The sequence below is a fragment of the Ensifer sp. ENS08 genome (assembly GCF_014852195.1).
Classification (GTDB): domain Bacteria; phylum Pseudomonadota; class Alphaproteobacteria; order Rhizobiales; family Rhizobiaceae; genus Ensifer; species Ensifer adhaerens.
The window spans coordinates 276,211-292,522 of sequence record NZ_JACVBF010000001.1 but is presented as its reverse complement, the minus strand read 5'-3'; the positions used below and the strand labels follow the sequence as shown (position 1 = coordinate 292,522).

Below are 16,312 nucleotides of genomic sequence, written 5' to 3'. Positions count from 1 at the left end.
CCGCCTGATAGCGTTGCGTGGAGTCGGTTGGTGCGTAAGAGTCGGAACCTGCGTCTAAAGTCTCGCCTGAACCCGTCCGCCTGGATGGCGCCCGCGATCATCGGCCTTGCGCTTTATCTCGGGTTTCCCTCGGCTGCGGCCTATGCCGACCTCGCGACCTTCCTGTCCGGCATCAACCGGGGCGGCGAGCGCTGGCGCATGTATATGACGCCGTCGCCGGCCGGCTCGATCCACGAAGCCGAAATGGTGTTTGCCGATCCGGTCACCACGGGCGCGCTTGACGGCGGCGCCGGCATCACCATGCCGGACGGCAGCCGCGTCGCGCTGACCGCGGAAACCAAGCACTCGGGCACGCCCGACGAAGACCGCGTCAACCGTCAGGCCAAGAAGGGTCGCGTCGTTGCCGTGACTCCCGTAACGCCGCCGAAGGATTTCTCCGCCGGCTCCATCCTGCAGCGCACCAGCTCCCTGATGGAGCCAAGCCTGGGGGAGGGAGAGAAGATGGTCTTCGCCAAGTCCCGCATCGAAGGCAAGGAGATCGAGATCGCCACCGCCTTCTACCGGAAGACGCCGCCAAAGGCGGAGCCCGGCGTTTCGCCGATGCTGGCCAAGCTCGTTACCAACGATCGCCCCGACATTCTTGCGACTGCTTACGTCCGGCCCGAGCCGGACTATGCGCGTGAATCGCCCTTCGATTCGATCCTGCGCGAAGACAGGAACGCCGGTCGCTTCATTCCCGAGATTGCGCCGGACGACCACGCCTGGGCCGCCACCGCATTGCCGGAGTCGGTCTTCAGCAAGGAAGAGCAGACCTGCCTGGCCGAAGGCATCTACTTCGAAGCCCGTAGCGAGCCGCTCAAGGGCCAGGCCGCCGTCGCGCAAGTGATTCTCAATCGCGTGCGCAATCCCACCTATCCGAAGACCATCTGCGGCGTTGTTTATCAGAACAAGGCCTGGCGCAACCGTTGCCAGTTTTCCTTCGCCTGCGACATGATCCGTGACCTTATTTATTCCCGCTCGCACTGGAAGACCGCCAAGGAAGTTGCGATGGCCGTCACCGCCGGCAAGATCTGGCTGCCGGAAGTGGGCTCTGCCACCCATTACCACGCAACCTACGTCAATCCGCCGTGGGCGAAGACGATGAAGCGGGTCGGCAAGATCGGCATGCATATATTCTATCGCACCTATGGCGGCGGCTGGAGCTGATCCGCGCCCGACGCGATTCCGCCGCCTTTCCTGCGCACACGCGGAAGGGGGGATTCCCGCCGGTCTCCGGCCGGAATCCTGCCGCGACCTTGTCGAAGATCGATGAACGTGTGCTTAACCCATTGAATTTCATGGAAAACATTGTCCACGATCAAGCGACCTGCACGCCTTGACTATGCGGGTGCCTAAAACTATGTTGCGCGCGACTTCAAATGGGGCCGAAACGTGGCTTGTGCGAAGGCCTATTGTATGACCGAAATCGCGGTCTGAGACCCGATAAGGACGACAAGGGAGTAGCCACGTGGCGGAGAAACCTGAAGAAAGTCTGGAAGCGCGGCTGAAGCAGCTCGGCGACAAGATTGAGGCCAAGAGGCCCAATACGCCTGATGTAGCGGAAGCCAGGGCCGCCGAAAGCCGTAAAGGTTATGCGGCGGCGATGAAGCTCTCGAGCGAGTTCATCGCCGGCATCGTTGTCGGGGCGTTTCTGGGCTATCTTTTGGACCACTTTGCGGGTACAGGGCCGTGGGGATTGATTATCTTCCTGCTTCTCGGCTTCTGCGCTGGCGTGCTGAATGTGCTGCGCTCGGCCGGTATGGTGGCGACACCGGAAGCCGGAAGAGGCGGTTCTGGGAATGACAAGAAGGACGGCGACGCCCGCTGAGGCGTTGCCCCGAAGAAAACGGTTTCCGCTCTCGGGCGGGTAGAACGAAAGAGAAGCGCGGTGTCAAACGATCCGACCCACCAGTTCCTGGTCAATAAGATTGTCCCGATCGAAATTGGCGGAATGGACTTTTCCTTCACCAATGCGTCGCTGTTCATGGTTGCGACCGTGGGTGTTGCCGCAGGCTTTCTTTATCTGACGACGTCGCAGCGCGGTCTTATCCCGACCCGCATGCAGTCGGTCTCGGAAATGTCCTACGAATTCATCGCCTCGATGCTGCGCGAAGGTGCCGGCAGCGGCGGCATGAAGTTCTTCCCGATGGTGTTCTCGCTGTTCATGTTCATCCTGACGGCGAACCTGCTCGGCATGATGCCCTACTTCTTCACGGTCACCAGCCAGATCATCGTCACTTTCGCTCTGGCGCTGTTCGTCATCGGTACCGTCATTCTCTACGGCTTCTACAAGCACGGTCTCGGCTTCCTGAAGCTCTTCGTGCCGCATGGCGTTCCTGGCGTCCTTCTGCCGCTCGTCGTCGCGATCGAAGTCATCTCGTTCCTTTCCCGCCCCATCAGCCTCTCGGTCCGTCTTTTCGCCAACATGCTGGCCGGCCACATCACGCTGAAGGTCTTCGCAGGCTTCGTCACCTCGCTCAGCGCCCTCGGCGCGGTCGGCATCGGTGGCGCCATCCTGCCGCTCATCATGACCGTCGCCATTACCGGTCTTGAGTTCCTCGTCTGCTTCCTCCAGGCCTATGTCTTCGCGGTACTGACTTGCATGTACCTCAACGACGCTGTCCATCCCGGAAGCCACTAAGGAATAACAGTCGCTTGCTTCCGGCCGGACCTCCGCCGGAAGCGCAATCCTAAGCCGCAACACCATTCGAAGGAGTTCAAACATGGAAGCGGAAGCAGCAAAGTACATCGGCGCAGGTCTCGCTTGCCTCGGCATGGCCGGCACGGCTCTCGGCCTCGGCAACATCTTCGGCAGCTACCTCTCTGGCGCGCTGCGTAACCCGTCGGCTGCTGACGGCCAGTTCGGCCGCCTCGTATTCGGCTTCGCCGTTACGGAAGCTCTGGGCATCTTCTCGCTGCTCGTAGCCCTGCTCCTCCTCTTCGCCGTCTAATATCGGCTGGAGTTTCGGCCGCGACCCGTCAAAAGGTCGCGGCCGCGCATATTCTTGAGTGCACCTGGAGGTGAGCATGTTTGTGACCGCGGCTTATGCCCAGCAGTCAACCACCACTGAAGGCGCCGAAGCACACGATGCCGCTGCGGCCGGTGAGGTGCACACCGAAACGGGTGTGGCTCACGAAGGCGAGGCTGGCTCCGGCGTGTTCCCGCCCTTCGATACGACCCATTTCGCATCGCAGCTGCTTTGGCTCGCGATCACGTTCGGCCTCTTCTATCTCCTGATGTCGAAGGTCATCATTCCGCGCATCGGCGGAATTCTGGAAACCCGTCACGATCGGATCGCTCAGGATCTCGATGAAGCGTCCCGCCTCAAGGGCGAAGCCGACGCTGCCATCGCTTCCTACGAGCAGGACCTGGCAGCCGCCAAGTCCAAGGGTCACAAGATCGCCGACGACGCCCGCGAATCCGCAAAGGCCAAGGCCAATGCTGACCGCACCGCCGTCGAAGCCGACCTTGCCAAGAAGATCTCGGCTGCAGAAGACCGCATCGCCGACATCAAGGCAAAGGCATTGGCCGACGTCGGCGCCATCGCCGAGGAAACCGCAACGGCTGTCGTCAAGCAGCTGATCGGCGGAACCGTCACCAAGGCCGAGATCACCGCTGCCGTCAAGGCATCGGCTGGCAACTGAGGAGCACTGAACTATGCATCTTGATGCAACTTTCTATGCCTTCGTTGGCCTGATCCTGTTCTTCGTCCTGATTGCCTATCTCAAGGTTCCGGGCATGGTCGGCAAGGCGCTCGACGCCCGCGCCGAAAAGATCGGCAACGAGCTGACCGAAGCCAAGCGCCTGCGCGAAGAAGCGCAGGGCCTCGTCGCTGAGTACCAGCGCAAGCGCAAGGATGCCGAAGCGGAAGCTGCCGGCATCGTCGCTGCCGCCCAGCGCGAAGCCGAAATGCTGACCGCGGAAGCCAAGCAGAAGACCGAGGAGTACGTCGTTCGTCGCACGGCTCTTTCGGAACAGAAGATCAAGCAGGCCGAAAGCGACGCGATCAACGCGGTTCGTTCCGCTGCCGTCGATCTCGCGATCGCCGCTGCCGAGAAGGTCATTGCCGCCAAGGCCGACGCCGGCGCCCAGAGCGATCTGTTCAAGAAGGCACTTGGCGACGTCAAGGCACGCTTGAACTAAGCGCTCGGACATTCGATTGAAGAAAGCCCCGCTTCGTGCGGGGCTTTTTTTATGCCTGTCTGCAGAGACCGCGTTGGCCCGACCAATGGGTGGCGCCAGCCTCCGTCAGAGAATCCCGTAGGCGTTTCGCCACATCAGGTTCGGCTGCCGAAGTAGGACTAGCGTTCAAGGGCTAGCGTGGCGCACGTCAGCATGCGCGCCGCCGGTATGGCTTTTGACGCGAGAAAAGCTGTTGACGAGATATGTCGGAAGCGGAACCGAAAACGCCTGCGTAGCGCTGGTCAGGGATTGCGCAAAGGTTAGTCGTCCCGGCGTAGCGGCCGGAAGCTCATCCGGTGCAGCGGGCAGGGGCCGTGGGTCTCGATGGCGCGACGGTGGGTCACCGTCGCATAGCCGGCATGGAGCGCGAAGCCGTAGCCGGGATGTGCGAGATCGGCACGGGCCATCATGCGGTCGCGGGTGACCTTGGCGACGATCGAAGCGGCGGCGATCGACAGCGACCGCGCATCGCCCTTGACGACCGCCTTGGCGTGGCAGGTGAGGCCGGGCGGCACGTCACGGCCGTCGACGAGCACGAAGCGTGCGTTCGAGGGCAGGCCGGCCACGGCGCGTCGCATGGCTTCAAGGCTTGCCTTGCGGATGTCGGTGGCGTCGATCGTGCCGGCCGAAGCCGAGGCGATCGACACTTCGGACGTGGCGAGGATTTCTTCGAACAGTTTTTCGCGCGCCTGCGCCGTCAGCTTCTTGCTGTCGTCGAGGCCTGCGGGAATGGCGTCCGGATCGAGGATGACGGCGGCGGCGACCACCGGTCCCGCGAGCGGCCCACGCCCGGCCTCATCCGCTCCGGCGACCGGCCAGAAGCCATCGCCCTTGGCCGAAAGCTCGAAATTGAAATCGGGCGCTTCGATGATATCGGGAAAAAGGGGAGAATCGGACGATCTGCGAGACATAAGTCTAATTCGCATGATCGACCGATTCTCTTCAAGCCCCCAGGTCCGAGTGCGGCGGCGGACGGGGGATTACCGGGGCCCACGGCGGGTAAGGGGCACCGGAACTGCTATGCGATCTGAGGCGCCCGCTATCGGGTTCGCCTGGCGGTGCGGGGCGATCATCTCTCGCCGCGCGCCGATTACGAAATTGCGGGATGGCTACCCAGGCGACCGGAAAGCCTTCAAAGAAGCGAGAGCTGCACCCCCGTTCCGAGCGGCGGCACGAAGAGATCGTCGCGCAGCTGCCGGCGCGTCGGGTTGAAGCCGAGGCGCTTGACCGCCAGGTCGAAGCGGCGGCCAATCTGCCACGCATAGGGGCCGGCGCCCTTCATGCGTTTGCCGAATTCGGCGTCATAGTCCTTGCCGCCACGCATGGAGCGGATGAGCGACATGACGTGCCGGTAGCGGTCCGGATAATTGCGCAGCAGCCAGTCGCGAAAGAGCGGGCTGACCTCGAGCGGCAGCCGCAGCAGGACATAGCTTGCTTCGGTTGCTCCGGCTGTCCTTGCTCCTTCGAGCACGCGCTCGATCTCGTGGTCGTTCAGCGCCGGAATGATAGGGGAAACGAGAACACCGGCCGGGATGCCCGCTTCGGCAAGCATGCGTATCGCCTCCAGCCGCTTGCTCGGCGTAGAGGCCCGCGGCTCCATCGTGCGGGCGAGCTTCCGGTCGAGTGTCGTGACGGAGATGCCGACGCGCACCAGTCCCTTTTCCGCCATCGGCGCCAGGATATCGATATCGCGGGTGACCATCGCTGATTTGGTGACGATCATGACCGGATGGTTGGCGTCCCGCAGCACCTCGAGGATCTGGCGCATGATGCGCCACTCCTTCTCGATCGGCTGATAGGGGTCGGTGTTGGTGCCGATGGCGATCGGTCTCACCTTGTAGTCCTGCCGCGCCAGTTCGCGCTCCAGAAGTCGCGGTGCATCCGGCTTGGCAAACAGCTTCGCTTCGAAGTCGAGGCCGGCCGATAGGCCCATATACGCGTGCGTGGGGCGGGCAAAGCAATAGATGCAACCATGCTCGCAGCCGCGATAGGGATTGATCGAGCGGTCGAAGGAGATGTCGGGAGACTCGTTCCTCGTGATCACCGTGCGCGGCTTCTCGACCTGAACCTCGGTCTTGAACGGCGGCAGATCCTCCAGGCTTTCCCAACCGTCGTCGAACGTCTCGCGGCTGCGCGGTTCGAACCTGCCGGACATGTTGATCCCGGCGCCGCGCCCCCGGCGGCGATCGATGTCGATCCGGAGGCCCGTTGCGCTCATCATCGCTTCGGCCACATCTGCCGTGTTGGCGGGCGCAAGAGCACCCTGCCTGATCTGAGACAGCTCGGTCATTGGAATCTCCCCGGAATCAGATATTTGATCCCGTTTTGTTCTGATTATTTTCCTATCGCGAATGAGGGAACAATTCAAGAACAAAAAATTGGAATTTCGGTTTTGTCGATCAAGGCACCGCTTCGGTCGATGTCCTGGATGTAGCAATTGTCGTACCGATGCGTTACGAGAAACCATGCTCACGATCATCATGGAAACCCGCGACAACGAAGCCGAACTGGCGCAGACGCTTGCTGTGTTGGTTGCCGGCGCCGTGGAGGGGCTGGTCAGCGATGTGATCATCCTCGATCATGGTTCGAAGGATGGTTCGTCCGATGTGGCCGATGCCGCTGGATGCCGTTTCTGCCGGGATTGGGATCTCGCCGATGTGGTGGGTTCGGCGCGTGGCGAATGGCTGATGTTGCTGGAGCCGGGCGCCCGCCCGATCGGCCGCTGGATCGATGAACTGGCCGAGTACGTGTCGATGAACAAGGCACCGGCCCGCTTCTCCGGTTCGAGACTGCATCGCAGGCCTTTCTTCCGCCGGCTGACCCGGCGGGGAAAGCCGCTGGAGACAGGCTTTCTCCTGCGCAAGAACGATGCTCTTGCGGCCGCCCGCGGCAATACGGGCCTGGATGCCATGACGAATGTCCGCTCTGTCCGCAAGCTTTCGACCGAACTTGTTCCGGCCTGGGTCGCCGTCGAAGCCAGGCGGTAACGCCGGTTCGTAGCGCGCAAAATTAAAGGTGCCAGTCCCGGGGGACGGCACCTCCAAGCGGCTCTCAAATGACCTTGTTTGGTAGATTTCTATCCGGGCAGCATTCTGGCTACCCGTCGTATCCAACATTTCATTCCGCCTGGGGGACAGAGGCGGAAGGGTCTTGCGGCGCGAGGAATGGAACGTGCGGCGGTCGTTCCTCGCTGTGTCAACGCTTGGAGACTAACGAGAGGAGAAGCGACCGTCAGTTACTAAGGTAACAGGTCGGCCAAGCCGGAACGGTCCAAGCTCTTCAGCCACGTTTCAGATGCTCGTCGAGCCGCGGCATGATCTCCACGAAATTGCAGGGCATGTGCCGATAGTCGAGCTGTTGCTTGAGGATGCCGTCCCACGCATCACGGCAGGCACCGGGCGAACCCGGAAGGACGAAGATGAAGGTGGCGTTGGCAACGCCGCCAGTTGCCCGCGACTGGATCGTCGAGGTGCCGATCTTCTCGAAGGAGATACGGTGGAAGACTTCGGAGAACCCGTCCATGCGCTTCTCGAACAACGGTTCCAGCGCCTCGGGCGTCACGTCCCGCCCGGTGAAGCCCGTTCCACCTGTCGTGATCACCACGTCGATGTTGGGATCGAGCGTCCAGGCCTTTACCTGGTCGTAGATCTTCGTCTTGTCGTCGGAAACGATGGCGCGCGCCTCAAGCCGATGGCCGGCGTCACGCACCCGCGCTTCCAATGTGTCGCCCGACTTGTCGTCGGCGCGCGTGCGCGTGTCGGAGACCGTGAGGATGGCGATCCCGACAGGAATGAACGGACGCTTTTCGTCGATACCGGCCATGCTATTTCCCTTTGCCCACTGTCCTGCAGGCGAGAACGTACCACCCGGGGTAGGCCTCCGAAAGAGCGCGCGCTGTCGCAGCCGCGCGCACGTCGCTATCGAAAAGGCCGAAGCATGTGGCGCCTGAGCCCGACATGCGCGTGAGCGCCGTTCCGGCTTCGGTCAATGCCTTGCAGACCGTGCCGATCACGGGCTCAAGGCCCTCTGCCGGCAGCTGCAAATCGTTGCGCATCGTTGCGATCGCAGAAATCCACTCGGCCGCCGTGCCGGCTCTGTGAGGCGCAACGAGCGGCGGGTTCGTCTTGTTGGCGAGGGCCCGGAAGACAACCGGCGTCGAGACGGCGACGAGCGGATTGACCAGCACGACCGGCAGCGCGGGGAAATCCGCAAGCGGCGTAATGTCCTCGCCGATCCCCTTCGCGAGCAGTGGCGTGCCGGCAAGACACATCGGCACGTCCGCTCCGAGCTGCAGCGCGATGGCGCCGAGGCGGGAGGGTTCGATCGTCGCGCCCCAAAGATCGAGAAGCCCAAGAAGCGTCGCCGCCGCATCCGCGGATCCGCCGCCAATGCCCGAGGCGAGCGGCAGGTTCTTCTCGAGATGCAGGTGGACCGGCCCGGCCGTGTCGGGGTCAAGTGCCTGCAGTTCGGCGCGCAGCAGGTCCCGTGCCTTCAGAACCAGGTTGCCGCCCGCGCCGGCATCCATCGGCAGCGCGGCGGCAAACGCGCCCGAAACCGTGAAGCGATCCGCATCCGCCGGCGAGAGACCGATGCGATCGCCGCGATCGGCAAAAGTGACGAGACTTTCGAGAAGATGGTGGCCGTCGGCGCGCTGGCCGACGACGTGAAGGGCCAGATTGATCTTGGCGGGGGCTGCGCGCGTCAGCGCGAAGCCCGCGATGTCACCTTCCGACATGGAACGATCAGGACTTCTTGTCCGGCGCCGGTGCTTCCGGGGTCACCTTCTTCGGCGCAGTTTCCTTGGCATCGGCCGAAGCGGGGACTGTTTCCTTGAGCGGCGGCAAGCCGTTCTCGATCTTTGCCTTGATCTTCGGGATCTCGGCTTCCTCGGGCTTCAGTTCGAGCGTCTGCGTCCACTGGAACACGGCTTCGAGCTTGCGGCCGACGCGCCAGTAGGCGTCGCCAAGGTGATCGTTGATCGTCGGGTCGCCGGCCATCAGTTCGGCCGCCTTCTCCAGTTCCACGACTGCGTCGTCGAAGCGGTTCATGCGGAAATAGGCCCAGCCGAGGGAATCGACGATATAGCCGTCATCCGGCTTCAACTCGACGGCCTTGCGGATCATCTCCAGGCCTTCTTCGAGGTTGATGTTCATGTCGACCCAGGAATAGCCGAGATAGTTCAACACCTGCGGCTGGTCCGGATTGAGCTCCAGCGCCTTGCGGAAGTTCGGCTCGGCCTTGTCCCAGAGCTTCTGGCGCTCATAGGCGATGCCGCGCTGGAAGAATACGGTCCAGTCGCTGCGCTTCGGCACGGAGCCGATCTGTTCGACGGCGCGATCGTAGAGTTCGCCCATCTCCTTGTAGTCCTTGGCGTCGGAAAGCACGCTGCCATAGGCGAGATAGTTGCGGATGTTCTTCGGATCGACGTCGATGAGCGCCTTCAGGTGCTTCTTCGCCTCGTCGACCTTGCCGATGCTGGCGAGGCTGAGCCCGAGCTGTAGTTCCGAAACGCGCCGCATCGGCGAGGTCTCGGGAATGGCCTTGTAGAGTTCGATCGCCTCGTTCGGTTTCTTCAGGTTTTCGGCGATGCCGCCGAGCATGACCAGGATGTCGGCACTGTCAGGGTCGAGCCGGCGCGCGGTCTGCAGGTAGAGCGAAACGATGTCCTCGGCGCCGTCGCGGTTGAGTGCCGCACCGATCGAGAAGAGCACGGCCGCAGCGCCCTGGGTGGCGTTCTTGACCTGCTGTTCCTGCGGAACACCATTCTCGATATCGGTCCTCAGCGCCTGCAGCGGCGTGTAGTTGTTGACCATGTTTTCGCCGACGGCGACGGTATCGAGCGCCTTCTGCTTGTTGCCTTCGCGCGCCTCGAAACGGGCAAGCGCTTCGACCGCGCGCATGAAGGTGTCCGGAGCGGCACTTCCGCCCTCGCGGTCGAGAATGGCATCGTTGAGCCTGGTGCGCGCCGTCTGCTTGTCACCCGCAGCAACCGCGATCGCGCCCGCATGATAGTTCTTGAACACGCGGAACCATTCAGGACCGTCAAGGCCGTTGATCTCGGCGAGTGCTTCCTTCGGCTTGCCCTGGCCGAATTTCGCCCAGGCCGAAAGCAGGCCGTTCATCAGCCGGTCGAGATCGTTCGGACCCTGGTAGTTCAGAAGCTTCTGTGCGTTGCGATACTCGCGCTTGCGGATCGCCTCGATCGCGCGAATGACCGTCGTGATGCGCTCGACGGCCGGGTCGGACTTCAGCTGCTCGGCGATCTTCGCGCCTTCGTCGAACTGGCCCGCCATCAGAAGCGTGATCATCAGCCGCTGCTTGACGTCGTTGTTGTTCGGCTCGAACTGCAGCGCGATGCGGTAGAGTTCTGTGGCGGAAGCGAAGTCGCGGTCCGTATCGGCGGTGCGGGCAGCGAGAAACGCGCCGGAAAAGGTATTGACCGACTTGATGTCGAACGGCTCAGTTTCCTCGACGGCTGCGGTCTTCTCCTCGGCAAATGCCTGGTAGCCGCCGCTGACAGCAGCGAGAGCCAGCAGTGCTGCGCCGCTGAGGAGGCGGAGAATCGTCTTTTGCCGCATGTCAAACCTTTCGCGCCGATTGCTCGGCTTTCGCACCACTAGGGGTTGTTTTCGGAGTCAGCCACATATAGCCCAACGCAACTCTTGAGGAACAGAATGGCTTTTTTGGCGCAACGCGGCAAGAAAATCCTGTCGCTCGTTCTGACCTGCCCGGAGCCCGTCAGCTGACGCGATCGATGCAGAAGTCGATGACTTCGGTGAGCGCCGATTTCCAGGGAGACGCCGGCAGCGGCGCCAGCGCATCGCGGGCAATCGTGCCGTAATGCTGGGCGCGCGCGATGGTGTCGCTCAAGCCCCCATAGCGCTTGATCAGGCCGAGTGCCTTGTCGAGGTTCGCGTCGCTGCTGTCGCCGCCTTCGATCGCCTCGCGCCAGAAGGCACGGTCTTCCGCCGTCCCGCGGCGATAGGAGAGGATTACCGGAAGGGTGATCTTGCCCTCGCGGAAGTCGTCGCCGACATTCTTGCCGAGGTCGCTCGACGAGCCGCCATAGTCGAGCACGTCGTCGACGAGCTGGAAGGCGAGGCCGAGGTTCATCCCGTAGGATTTCAGCGCGTTGCGGTCCGATTTGCTGGTCTGGGCAACGATCGGCCCAACTTCGGCGGCGGCGGCAAAAAGGGCTGCGGTCTTGGCACGGATGACCTGGAGATAGTCGTCCTCGGTCGTTTCCATGTTCTTGGCGACGGAGAGCTGCAGCACTTCGCCTTCGGCAATGACCGAAGCTGCCGTCGACAGCACGTCGAGCGCGTCGAGCGAGCCGACATCGACCATCATGCGGAAGGCCTGGCCGAGCAGGAAGTCGCCGACCAGCACGCTTGCCTGGTTGCCCCAGATCGTGCGTGCGGTGGATTTGCCGCGGCGAAGGTCGCTTTCGTCAACGACGTCGTCATGGAGAAGCGTCGCGGTGTGCATGAATTCGACGCTGGTTGCGAGCTTGACGTGGGCGTCGCCCTCGTAGCCGAACATCGCAGCGGAGGCGAGCGTCAGCATCGGGCGCAGGCGCTTGCCGCCCGAAGAAATCAGGTGGTTGGCGACCTCGGGAATCATCTGAACGTCGGAGCCGGCCTTCGACAGGATAAGCTGGTTGACGCGCTCCATGTCCGCAGCGGTCAGATCAACGAGCGGCTTTACGGACGCCTGTTTGTTTTTGCTGTCTTCCAGCGGTATCACTACGCCCACACCGGGACTCCTGTTTTCATTGTCGCTTTCGACAATAGGAAGGGGTGTCCCGTGCGGCAAGAGGCGAATTGTCCCGCTTGCTGAAATAGGACAGGAAAAACCGCCGGATGAAGGAATTGATCCGTACCAACGATGCCGTCGTGCTCTCCTTTGCCGAGAGCCTGATGAAGGATGCCGGCATCGCAAGCCTCATCGCCGACCAGGGGATGAGCATTCTTGAGGGCTCGCTCGGCCTCTTGCCCCGTCGCTTTCTGGTCGCCGAGGAAGACGCGGACGCGGCGCGCCGGATCCTGATCGATGCCGGGCTCGAGGCGGAGTTGCGCCCTTGAGCACGGAGCCGATGCCGGCTGCGACCGAAACCGTCGATGCATTTCACCGCGGCAAGTTCCATGTCGTCCAGCCACTCGGCCAGGGGCATCGCTCCGGCATGGACGCCATGCTGCTTGCGTCGCTCGTTGCATCGGATCGTCCCTGCCGGGTCGCCGATCTCGGTGCGGGCGCGGGTGCAGCCGGCATGGCCGTCGCCTCGCGGATCGACGATGCGGAAGTGGTGCTGGTGGAGCGCTCGCCCGTTATGGCGGAGTTTGCCCGCCGCAGCCTGGCGCTTGCCGAAAACGCCCGTCTTTCCTCGCGCGTCTCGGTCGTTGAGGCCGACGTTTCACTGACCGGCAAGGCGCGTGTCGCGACGGGTCTGGCGGATGACAGCTTCGATCATGTGATCATGAACCCACCCTTCAACGATGCCTCGGACCGCAAGACTCCGGATGCGCTCAAGGCCGAGGCCCATGCGATGAGCGACGGGCTGTTCGAGATCTGGGTGAAGACGGCGGGCGCGATCATGAAGCCCGGCGGGCAGCTGTCGTTGATCGCTCGGCCGGAATCGATCGCCGAGATCATCGCCGCTTGCGGCCGCCGCTTTGGCGGCATCGAGATCACGGCGCTGCATCCGCGGGTCGGTGAAAACGCCGTGCGCATCCTGGTGACGGCGATCAAGCAGAGTCGCAAACGGCTGGTCTTCCGCGCCCCGCTCGTCATGCACGAGGAGGGGCATCGCTTCGCAGACCATGTCGACGACCTCAACAATGGCCGCGCCGCCTATCGCCGCCGCTGATTTACCGTATGCGGCATTGCGTTCGCCGCATCAGTGCATACATGGCATGGAAGAGCCCCTGGCGGGCGATCCGGCGAAGCATTCCGCTTTTCGCCGATGAGACGCGGTCATGTCTATGATTTCCGGTCGTTCCGGCTCAAAATCATGGCATGTCCCAGCAGGCAGGAGTTGAAATGAAGGCGTTCCTGAGACGGTTGTTGCCCAAACGTTTTCGCAAGGAAGGCGTGACGATCCCCGTCGTCCGGCTCCACGGCGCGATCATGGCCGGCGGCGGTCAGTTCCGGCCGGCGCTCAACCTGGCGACAGCGGCCCCGCTTCTCGAAAAGGCCTTCGCAATCAAGGAGGCGCCTGCTGTCGCGATCTCCGTCAATTCGCCTGGCGGCTCCCCGGTGCAGTCGCGATTGATCTACCAACGCATCCGCGATCTCGCCCAGGAGAAGAAAAAGCGTGTGCTGATCTTCGTCGAGGACGTCGCCGCATCCGGCGGCTATATGATCGCGCTTGCCGGCGACGAGATCATTGCCGACCCGACGTCGATCGTCGGCTCGATCGGCGTTGTCTCCGGCGGGTTCGGTTTTCCGGAACTCCTGAAGAAGATCGGCGTCGAGCGGCGTGTCTATACCGCTGGCGAAAACAAGGTGATGCTCGATCCGTTCCAGCCGGAAAAGGAAAACGACATCGCATTCCTGAAGAACCTGCAGCTCGATATCCACGATACCTTCATCCAGATGGTCAAGGCCCGTCGCGGCCAGCTGCTCGCCGACGATCCGGATATCTTCTCCGGCCTTTTCTGGACCGGCCGGCGCGGGCTGGAGCTCGGCATCATCGATAGTCTCGGCGATCTGCGCGGCGAGGTGAAGAAGCGCTATGGCGACAAGGCGCGGCTCGAGCTCATCCAGCCGGTGCGCAGCCTTTTTGGCCGCCGGCAGAGCGGCGCGGCCATTGCCGGTGCTCTGGTCGAGCCAATGGCCGCTTCCGCAGCGGCGGGACTTGCCGAAGCCATCGAGGAAAGGGCATTGTGGGCGCGGTTCGGGCTTTGATGCCTGCCCGGCCTGAAATGTCCTTGGAGGGAAAATGCCGCAACTCATCCTGCTCCTGATCGCAGGTTTCGTCTTCTGGCTCGGCTATCGCAAGTTCGTGGCGGATGCCCAGAAGCTGACGCGCCAGCGCGAACAGGCTCGCCGCGAGGAGCAGACCGGGGCGCAGGGAACATTGGTGCAGGACCCGGAGACCGGCGAATACAGGCTGAAGCGCGACGGCGAGTGAGGGCGGTCGGAACGCGTCAGTGTGGCTGCGGTCTATTTGCCCGCCCGCTGCCGTAGCGCTTGACCCCTGTCATCAGGCGTGGCACCTGTCCGGCACATTTTCTAGAAGAAATCCGGACGCGATCCATGACCACTCTGCCTGATCATATGAACCCGAAGCGCTCGTTTCAGGCTCTGATCCTGACACTCCACAATTACTGGGCCGATAAGGGTTGCGCCGTGCTGCAGCCCTACGACATGGAAGTGGGCGCCGGTACCTTCCATCCGGCAACGACCCTGCGCGCGCTGGGCCCGCGTCCCTGGCGTGCGGCTTACGTCCAGCCGTCGCGTCGCCCGACCGATGGCCGCTACGGCGAAAACCCGAACCGCCTGCAGCACTACTATCAGTACCAAGTAATCCTGAAGCCGAACCCGTCCAACCTGCAGGAACTCTATCTCGGCTCGCTCGAGGCGATCGGCCTCGACCCGCTGCTGCACGATATCCGCTTTGTCGAGGATGACTGGGAAAGCCCGACGCTCGGCGCCTGGGGTCTCGGCTGGGAGTGCTGGTGCGACGGCATGGAAGTGTCGCAGTTCACGTACTTCCAGCAGGTCTGCGGCATCGAGTGCTCGCCGGTTTCGGGGGAACTGACCTACGGTCTCGAACGCCTCGCCATGTATGTGCAGGGCGTCGACAACGTCTACGACCTGAACTTCAACGGTCGCGAGGGTGCCGAGAAGATCAGCTATGGCGATGTCTTCCTGCAGGCCGAACAGGAATATTCGCGCTACAATTTCGAATACGCCAACACGGCGATGCTGCATCAGCACTTCATCGATGCGGAAGCCGAGTGCCAGGCGTTGCTGGCTGCCGGAGCACCGGGCGACCACAGCAACAACCACCTGCACAAATGCGTCTTCCCAGCCTACGACCAGTGCATCAAGGCAAGCCATGTGTTCAACCTGCTCGATGCCCGCGGCGTGATCTCGGTCACCGAGCGCCAGAGCTACATCCTTAGGGTGCGCACGCTCGCCAAGGCCTGCGGCGAAGCCTTCCTGTTGACCGACGCCGGTGGCGCGAACCTCAACCGGGACGCCGCTTGAGCGTAGAACCGTCCGGCCTTGTCGTTCACATCAACGGCTGGCCGGGCACCGGTAAGCTGACGATCGCGCGCCATCTTGCTGAAAGGCTGGGCGCGCGGCTCGCCGACAATCACACGCTGATCAATCCGGCCGAGGCACTGTTTGCGCGCAGTGACCCGCTTTATCGCTCGCTTCGATCGGCGGTCCGCCAAAGCGTGTTCGAGCACCTGGAAAGGGCGGCAGCCGAACGGTCGATCATCTTCACCGATGCGCTCTCGGACGATGCCACCGACACGCGTGCCTTCGAGGACTGCGCCGCACTCGCGCAAAAACGCGGCGCTCGCTTCGTTGCGGTCGTGATCGATTGCGACGTCGAGGAAAATCTCAAGCGCCTGACACGCGCCGGCCGGAGCAAGCTGCACAAGCTGACCGATCCGGAAGTTCTTCTGGGATTGCGGCGCGCGCACCGGCTGCTGCGCGGCAGAAGCGACCGATTGATTGAGATCGATGTGTCGACGCTCGGCGCTGATGAGGCGGCAGCGGCAATCGCGGCGCGGATCGCTGAACCTTCAACTGTCAGATGACGAAGGTCGTGCCGGCGTCGTTCTTGCAGTACGGCTTCATTGTGGGATAGGCGCCGGTATAGACCTGACCGGAGTAGGTCTGAAGAGCGCGGCGAACACCGCTCGGCCGTTCCGGAGAATGGGCGCTCGCATAGGCAACGAAGAGCGCCGTAAAGGCGATCACGTTGATGAGAGTTGCGAGCGTTTTCATGGTCTTCACTTCGTTTCCGGGGTTGTTCGATGAACCGACTATCGCCCATCACCGGTCCGGTCGCCGTTCCCGATGGAACAGGAAAGCCGGTCTTTTGACGTGAAAAGGCGTGGCATCGGGAAA

Annotated in this window: 20 protein-coding genes; 13 read left to right on the top strand and 7 right to left on the bottom strand. The window is 62.6% G+C overall.

Annotated elements, in window-relative coordinates:
• Positions 1-84 precede the first annotated feature (84 nt).
• The 6 genes from IB272_RS01475 (at position 85) to IB272_RS01450 (ending at position 4,183) form a co-directional block, all read left to right on the top strand.
• Positions 85-1,206: a cell wall hydrolase gene (locus IB272_RS01475; protein ID WP_060584095.1), complete on the top strand. Its 1,122-nt coding sequence runs from the start codon at positions 85-87 to the stop codon at positions 1,204-1,206.
• 301 nt (positions 1,207-1,507) lie between these two features.
• Positions 1,508-1,867, top strand: coding sequence for an AtpZ/AtpI family protein (locus IB272_RS01470; RefSeq protein ID WP_034801042.1), 360 nt, complete (start codon positions 1,508-1,510; stop codon positions 1,865-1,867).
• A 60-nt stretch (positions 1,868-1,927) separates the two neighbouring features.
• The gene (locus tag IB272_RS01465) at positions 1,928-2,680 is read left to right on the top strand and encodes a F0F1 ATP synthase subunit A (RefSeq protein WP_043620932.1); all 753 of its coding nucleotides are present in this window, start codon (positions 1,928-1,930) and stop codon (positions 2,678-2,680) included.
• 82 nt (positions 2,681-2,762) lie between these two features.
• Positions 2,763-2,990, top strand: coding sequence for a F0F1 ATP synthase subunit C (locus IB272_RS01460; RefSeq protein ID WP_025426100.1), 228 nt, complete (start codon positions 2,763-2,765; stop codon positions 2,988-2,990).
• A gap of 76 nt (positions 2,991-3,066) precedes the next feature.
• A complete protein-coding gene (locus IB272_RS01455) occupies positions 3,067-3,684 on the top strand; it encodes a F0F1 ATP synthase subunit B (RefSeq protein ID WP_034801046.1) in 618 nt (205 codons plus the stop codon).
• 13 nt (positions 3,685-3,697) lie between these two features.
• Complete coding sequence (locus IB272_RS01450; protein WP_034801048.1) at positions 3,698-4,183, top strand: F0F1 ATP synthase subunit B; 486 nt, start codon at positions 3,698-3,700, stop codon at positions 4,181-4,183.
• A 299-nt stretch (positions 4,184-4,482) separates the two neighbouring features.
• On the opposite strand, the gene IB272_RS01445 is transcribed toward IB272_RS01450, so the two are convergent.
• Positions 4,483-5,133 (bottom strand): ribonuclease HII, encoded by a 651-nt coding sequence (locus IB272_RS01445; protein ID WP_060584097.1) that lies wholly within the window; start codon positions 5,131-5,133, stop codon positions 4,483-4,485.
• Positions 5,134-5,354: 221 nt separating this feature from the next.
• Positions 5,355-6,512, bottom strand: a complete 1,158-nt coding sequence (locus tag IB272_RS01440; protein WP_034801053.1) for a PA0069 family radical SAM protein — start codon at positions 6,510-6,512, stop codon at positions 5,355-5,357.
• 175 nt (positions 6,513-6,687) lie between these two features.
• Between IB272_RS01440 and IB272_RS01435 the strand changes: the two genes are divergently transcribed.
• Positions 6,688-7,209, top strand: coding sequence for a glycosyl transferase (locus IB272_RS01435; protein WP_034801056.1), 522 nt, complete (start codon positions 6,688-6,690; stop codon positions 7,207-7,209).
• 292 nt (positions 7,210-7,501) lie between these two features.
• Here IB272_RS01435 and moaB read toward each other — a convergent pair whose 3' ends face one another.
• The 4 genes from moaB to IB272_RS01415 all read right to left on the bottom strand — a co-directional run bounded on the left by moaB (position 7,502) and on the right by IB272_RS01415 (position 11,977).
• On the bottom strand, positions 7,502-8,044 hold the full coding sequence (gene moaB, locus IB272_RS01430; RefSeq protein ID WP_034801059.1) for a molybdenum cofactor biosynthesis protein B: 543 nt from the start codon (positions 8,042-8,044) through the stop codon (positions 7,502-7,504).
• A 1-nt stretch (position 8,045) separates the two neighbouring features.
• Positions 8,046-8,957, bottom strand: a complete 912-nt coding sequence (locus IB272_RS01425) for a 4-(cytidine 5'-diphospho)-2-C-methyl-D-erythritol kinase (protein ID WP_060584099.1) — start codon at positions 8,955-8,957, stop codon at positions 8,046-8,048.
• A 7-nt stretch (positions 8,958-8,964) separates the two neighbouring features.
• Complete coding sequence (locus tag IB272_RS01420) at positions 8,965-10,800, bottom strand: tetratricopeptide repeat protein (protein ID WP_060516379.1); 1,836 nt, start codon at positions 10,798-10,800, stop codon at positions 8,965-8,967.
• Positions 10,801-10,960: 160 nt separating this feature from the next.
• On the bottom strand, positions 10,961-11,977 hold the full coding sequence (locus IB272_RS01415; RefSeq protein WP_034801067.1) for a polyprenyl synthetase family protein: 1,017 nt from the start codon (positions 11,975-11,977) through the stop codon (positions 10,961-10,963).
• A gap of 107 nt (positions 11,978-12,084) precedes the next feature.
• Here IB272_RS01415 and IB272_RS01410 point away from each other — a divergent pair, with 107 nt between their 5' ends.
• From IB272_RS01410 to IB272_RS01385, 6 genes are all read left to right on the top strand, one after another.
• Complete coding sequence (locus tag IB272_RS01410) at positions 12,085-12,306, top strand: DUF2007 domain-containing protein (RefSeq protein ID WP_034801069.1); 222 nt, start codon at positions 12,085-12,087, stop codon at positions 12,304-12,306.
• Between the two features lie 11 nt (positions 12,307-12,317).
• Positions 12,318-13,088 carry a tRNA1(Val) (adenine(37)-N6)-methyltransferase gene (locus IB272_RS01405; protein WP_060584101.1) on the top strand — a complete coding sequence of 257 codons (771 nt, stop codon included), beginning with the start codon at positions 12,318-12,320 and terminating at the stop codon, positions 13,086-13,088.
• Positions 13,089-13,261: 173 nt separating this feature from the next.
• Entirely contained in the window at positions 13,262-14,128 is an 867-nt protein-coding gene (locus tag IB272_RS01400) for a S49 family peptidase (protein WP_034801074.1), read from the top strand.
• A 34-nt stretch (positions 14,129-14,162) separates the two neighbouring features.
• A complete protein-coding gene (locus IB272_RS01395) occupies positions 14,163-14,354 on the top strand; it encodes a membrane protein (RefSeq protein WP_034801076.1) in 192 nt (63 codons plus the stop codon).
• A 125-nt stretch (positions 14,355-14,479) separates the two neighbouring features.
• Positions 14,480-15,436, top strand: a complete 957-nt coding sequence (locus tag IB272_RS01390; protein ID WP_060516372.1) for a glycine--tRNA ligase subunit alpha — start codon at positions 14,480-14,482, stop codon at positions 15,434-15,436.
• On the top strand, positions 15,433-15,999 hold the full coding sequence (locus IB272_RS01385) for an AAA family ATPase (RefSeq protein WP_060584102.1): 567 nt from the start codon (positions 15,433-15,435) through the stop codon (positions 15,997-15,999). Before IB272_RS01390 ends, IB272_RS01385 begins: the two co-directional genes overlap by 4 nt.
• On the opposite strand, the gene IB272_RS01380 is transcribed toward IB272_RS01385, so the two are convergent.
• The gene (locus tag IB272_RS01380) at positions 15,992-16,189 is read right to left on the bottom strand and encodes a hypothetical protein (RefSeq protein ID WP_034801082.1); all 198 of its coding nucleotides are present in this window, start codon (positions 16,187-16,189) and stop codon (positions 15,992-15,994) included. The two genes, IB272_RS01385 and IB272_RS01380, sit on opposite strands and share 8 nt — an antisense overlap.
• Positions 16,190-16,312: the final 123 nt, after the last annotated feature.

Coding starts and splice junctions, on each gene's coding strand:
- IB272_RS01435 (WP_034801056.1), top strand. CDS start 6,688: ATGCTCACGATCATCATGGAAACCCGCGACAACGAAGCCGAACTGGCG.
- IB272_RS01425 (WP_060584099.1), bottom strand. CDS start 8,957: ATGTCGGAAGGTGACATCGCGGGCTTCGCGCTGACGCGCGCAGCCCCC.
- IB272_RS01440 (WP_034801053.1), bottom strand. CDS start 6,512: ATGACCGAGCTGTCTCAGATCAGGCAGGGTGCTCTTGCGCCCGCCAAC.
- IB272_RS01475 (WP_060584095.1), top strand. CDS start 85: ATGGCGCCCGCGATCATCGGCCTTGCGCTTTATCTCGGGTTTCCCTCG.
- IB272_RS01445 (WP_060584097.1), bottom strand. CDS start 5,133: ATGTCTCGCAGATCGTCCGATTCTCCCCTTTTTCCCGATATCATCGAA.
- IB272_RS01455 (WP_034801046.1), top strand. CDS start 3,067: ATGTTTGTGACCGCGGCTTATGCCCAGCAGTCAACCACCACTGAAGGC.
- IB272_RS01395 (WP_034801076.1), top strand. CDS start 14,163: ATGCCGCAACTCATCCTGCTCCTGATCGCAGGTTTCGTCTTCTGGCTC.
- IB272_RS01450 (WP_034801048.1), top strand. CDS start 3,698: ATGCATCTTGATGCAACTTTCTATGCCTTCGTTGGCCTGATCCTGTTC.
- IB272_RS01405 (WP_060584101.1), top strand. CDS start 12,318: ATGCCGGCTGCGACCGAAACCGTCGATGCATTTCACCGCGGCAAGTTC.
- moaB (WP_034801059.1), bottom strand. CDS start 8,044: ATGGCCGGTATCGACGAAAAGCGTCCGTTCATTCCTGTCGGGATCGCC.
- IB272_RS01380 (WP_034801082.1), bottom strand. CDS start 16,189: ATGAAAACGCTCGCAACTCTCATCAACGTGATCGCCTTTACGGCGCTC.
- IB272_RS01410 (WP_034801069.1), top strand. CDS start 12,085: ATGAAGGAATTGATCCGTACCAACGATGCCGTCGTGCTCTCCTTTGCC.
- IB272_RS01400 (WP_034801074.1), top strand. CDS start 13,262: ATGAAGGCGTTCCTGAGACGGTTGTTGCCCAAACGTTTTCGCAAGGAA.
- IB272_RS01420 (WP_060516379.1), bottom strand. CDS start 10,800: ATGCGGCAAAAGACGATTCTCCGCCTCCTCAGCGGCGCAGCACTGCTG.
- IB272_RS01460 (WP_025426100.1), top strand. CDS start 2,763: ATGGAAGCGGAAGCAGCAAAGTACATCGGCGCAGGTCTCGCTTGCCTC.
- IB272_RS01390 (WP_060516372.1), top strand. CDS start 14,480: ATGACCACTCTGCCTGATCATATGAACCCGAAGCGCTCGTTTCAGGCT.